The organism is uncultured Campylobacter sp. (assembly GCF_938045465.1).
GTDB lineage: Bacteria > Campylobacterota > Campylobacteria > Campylobacterales > Campylobacteraceae > Campylobacter_B.
Map to the genome: position 1 here is coordinate 1 of NZ_CALIBF010000109.1, position 3,132 is coordinate 3,132.

Consider the following 3,132-nt stretch of genomic DNA (forward strand, 5'->3'; position numbering starts at 1 on the left):
CTTTAGGCGACTATCTCAAATTTTTTCTCACTTTGACTTCTGACAAAACTTTACAAATTTAGCTTTTAAATTCCACGCCTTTTTTTATAGGCAAATTTTAAAATTTACGCTTCTGAAATTTTGCTAGGAGAGGCAATGAATCTTGTTTTATTCGACTTTGACGGCACGATCACGCGCGATGATTCGCTGCTTGAGTTCGTCGCCTACGTAGTCGGATTTAAGAAATTTTTTCGCGGGATTTTGGTGCTATCGCCCATTTTGGCGGCGTATAAATTAGGTCTTGCGAGCAATAATTTTACGCGCAGAAAGCTCTTGGGCTACTTTTTTGCAGGTATGAGCGCCGATAAATTCGATAAAATTTGCAAAAAATACTCCACCACCCACATCGAAGACATCCTAAAACAAAGCGCGATGGACAAGATCGCAAGCTACAAAGCCGCGGGCGATAGGGTCGTCATCGTCACCGCCTCGCTCGAAGACTGGCTGCGCCCGTGGTGCGACGCGCAGGGCTTGGAGCTTTTAGGCACCAAAATACGGCGCAAAGGCGGCATCATCACGGGCGAGATCGAGGGGCAGAACTGCTACGGCGCGCAAAAGGTCGCTCGCGTGCGCGCAGCATACGACGTTCAGGCTTTCGATCGCGTTATCGCTTACGGCGACAGCAGGGGCGATCGCGAGATGTTAGAATTCGCCGACGAGGCGCACTACAAGGCGTTTGAGTAAAATTTAACGACTGAAAGCTGAATAACAGCATCTGCGGCGACTGCGCTTTTGCTGAGAGCTAGGTTTCGCCTTACGCGGAATTTTATCCTTTTAAATTTATCACGCTTATCTACAGGATTCTACACCACAGGATAAATTTTATATTTCATCACAGCGTAAAAGCCATGAGTTACGAAATTGTGTTGCAGCACGGGATTTTAAAATTCTCGGTGCAGATAAAATTTTAAAATTTCGTCGTGCGTAAAATTTTAAAATTCTATCGTAGCGTGGAATTTTGCTCCGAATGGAATAGATGTTTTTAAACCGAGCGTGAGATAAAATTTTAAATTTTGAAATTTTGCGGAATTTCTCGCTTACTAAAATTTCAAAATTTGCAGGTTTCAGAATATCTACTCGCCGCGTGCGAAGCGGAATTTTAAAATTTCAAAATTCCGCGCCTTAGAATTCTAAGGCCTAAAGCATGTTGTAAATTCCGTCTAGCAGGAAGTATTTTTTATCCGCAGTGCCGCGGTAAAACGGCTCGAAAGTGTCCTCATAAGCCTTTTTGAAAAAGCCCTCTTTGCTTAGCTTAATTAGATCGGCATTGATGAAATCAAGCAAGCTTTGATTGCCTTTTTGCACGCCGACGCCTAAGAATTCCGCTGCGCCTAGGTTTTTAAACGGCACTTCGAGCGTATCGTCCACGACAGCATAGGCTAGGACGATGATGTTGTCATTGGCGTAACCGTCGGCTCTGCCGTCCTTCATCATCGCATAGCACTCGGAGGTATTTTTGCAGTAAACTAAATTGCTAAATTTCTCTTTGCGCAAATAGCGCTCGGTCATCGAGCCGTTTGGGTTCTTTTCAATTGAAATCCTCATATCGCGAACTTGCGCGAAGTCCTTCACTTGATCCTCTTTACGCGTTACGATGCCAAAATTTACCGATAGATACGGCAGTGAGAAATCCACCTGCTTCTTACGCTCTTGCGTAATCATAAAGGTGCCGATAACCATATCGACCTTGTTATTTTTCAAAAACGGGATTCTCTCGCCTGCGGTTACGGCTACGAACTGCACTTCGCCCTTTTTATCGCCGAAAATGTCTTTGGCGATCGAGCTAGCAAGCTCGATTTCAAAGCCCTCAAACTTGCCGTTATTAGACTCGCTTAGTGGCGGACGACCTTCGCGCACGCCTACTCTGATAACCCCTGCCTGCCTGATTTCATCTAGTGTATTCGCAAAAATGCTAGCGCAAAATAAGGCTAAAATAAAAAGTAATCTCATAAAAAGCCCCCTACTTTTTAGTTTTGAAATAATTATAGCACTATATATTTTAGAGAAAATAAATGCAAGCGGTTTAAAATTCAATCACCGCGCGTATGCAGGTTTGAAATTTAGGGGCGAAGTGGGGATTTAAAATTTAATGAATTTGAAAAATTTTAAATCCCAAGATTTATTCGTTATGCAAGATGCCTGCGATAAATTTTATATTTTGATTCCTAGCTCGCTTTTATAGCAAATCATAAATTCCATCTAAAAGGAAGTATTTTTTATCCGCTGTGCCGCGGTAAAAAGGCTCGAAGGTGTCCTGATAAGCCTTTTTGAAAAAGCCCTCTTTGCTTAGCTTGACAAGCTCTGCGTTGATAAAATCAAGTAGCTCCTTATTTCCCTTTTGCACGCCAATACCGATGAAATCGGGCTTACCGAAGTTTTGAAACGGTACTTCGAGCGTATCGTCCACGACGGCGTAGGCTAGCACCGTGATATTAAGGTTGATGTATCCGTCGGCTTTGCCGTCTCGGATCATCGCGTAGCATTCACTTGTGCTTTTGCAGTAGCTTACGTTGCTAAATTTCTCTTTTTTGAGGTAATTATCTACGGTCGTGCCCTCTTCGGTTATGAGCCTCATATCACGCAAACGCGATATATCTTTGATGGCGTCCGCTTTGCGAGTTAGTACGCCGAGATTGGTCGAAAAATACGGCATCGAGAAGTCTACATGATTTTTGCGCGCCGAATCGATGACGAAGGTAGCTGCGACCATATCGACTTTATTATTGACCAGATATGAGACGCGATCGGCGGCGCTTAGAGAGACAAACTGCACTTCGCCTTGTTTAGCACCGAAAATCGCCTTTGCGATAGCATTGGCAAGCTCGATCTCAAAGCCTTCAAATTTACCACCGCTAATCTCGCTAAAAGGCGGTCTGCCGTCTCTGACGCCTACTCTAATGACGCCGCTATTTCTGATATCTTGCAGCGTGTTTGCAAAAAGCCCCGCACAAAGCAAGATCAAAGTAAAAAGTAGTTTCATTTGCCGCTCCTTTGTTTAGGTTATTTACGGCTAATTCTAGCGAAATTAAAATCAAAAGGCGCTTTTTTAGGCTAAATTTATTTGCCGTTTGCTTTTTATGAAATTTCAAAACG

General features: G+C 43.5%; 3 protein-coding genes. 1 reads left to right on the plus strand and 2 read right to left on the minus strand.

Annotated elements, in window-relative coordinates:
- The first annotated feature begins 135 nt into the window (after positions 1-135).
- Complete coding sequence (locus Q0413_RS05095; RefSeq protein WP_297896884.1) at positions 136-723, plus strand: HAD-IB family hydrolase; 588 nt, start codon at positions 136-138, stop codon at positions 721-723.
- A gap of 453 nt (positions 724-1,176) precedes the next feature.
- Here the strand turns inward: Q0413_RS05095 and Q0413_RS05100 are convergent, their stop codons facing one another.
- Both Q0413_RS05100 and Q0413_RS05105 read right to left on the minus strand, forming a co-directional pair.
- On the minus strand, positions 1,177-1,989 hold the full coding sequence (locus Q0413_RS05100) for a transporter substrate-binding domain-containing protein (protein WP_297987633.1): 813 nt from the start codon (positions 1,987-1,989) through the stop codon (positions 1,177-1,179).
- A gap of 226 nt (positions 1,990-2,215) precedes the next feature.
- Positions 2,216-3,019: a transporter substrate-binding domain-containing protein gene (locus tag Q0413_RS05105; RefSeq protein WP_298987886.1), complete on the minus strand. Its 804-nt coding sequence runs from the start codon at positions 3,017-3,019 to the stop codon at positions 2,216-2,218.
- Positions 3,020-3,132: the final 113 nt, after the last annotated feature.

What these genes read in the sequence shown, in the direction of transcription:
- Q0413_RS05100 (WP_297987633.1), bottom strand. Translation starts at nt 1,989, where the DNA reads ATGAGATTACTTTTTATTTTAGCCTTATTTTGCGCTAGCATTTTTGCG.
- Q0413_RS05095 (WP_297896884.1), top strand. Translation starts at nt 136, where the DNA reads ATGAATCTTGTTTTATTCGACTTTGACGGCACGATCACGCGCGATGAT.
- Q0413_RS05105 (WP_298987886.1), bottom strand. Translation starts at nt 3,019, where the DNA reads ATGAAACTACTTTTTACTTTGATCTTGCTTTGTGCGGGGCTTTTTGCA.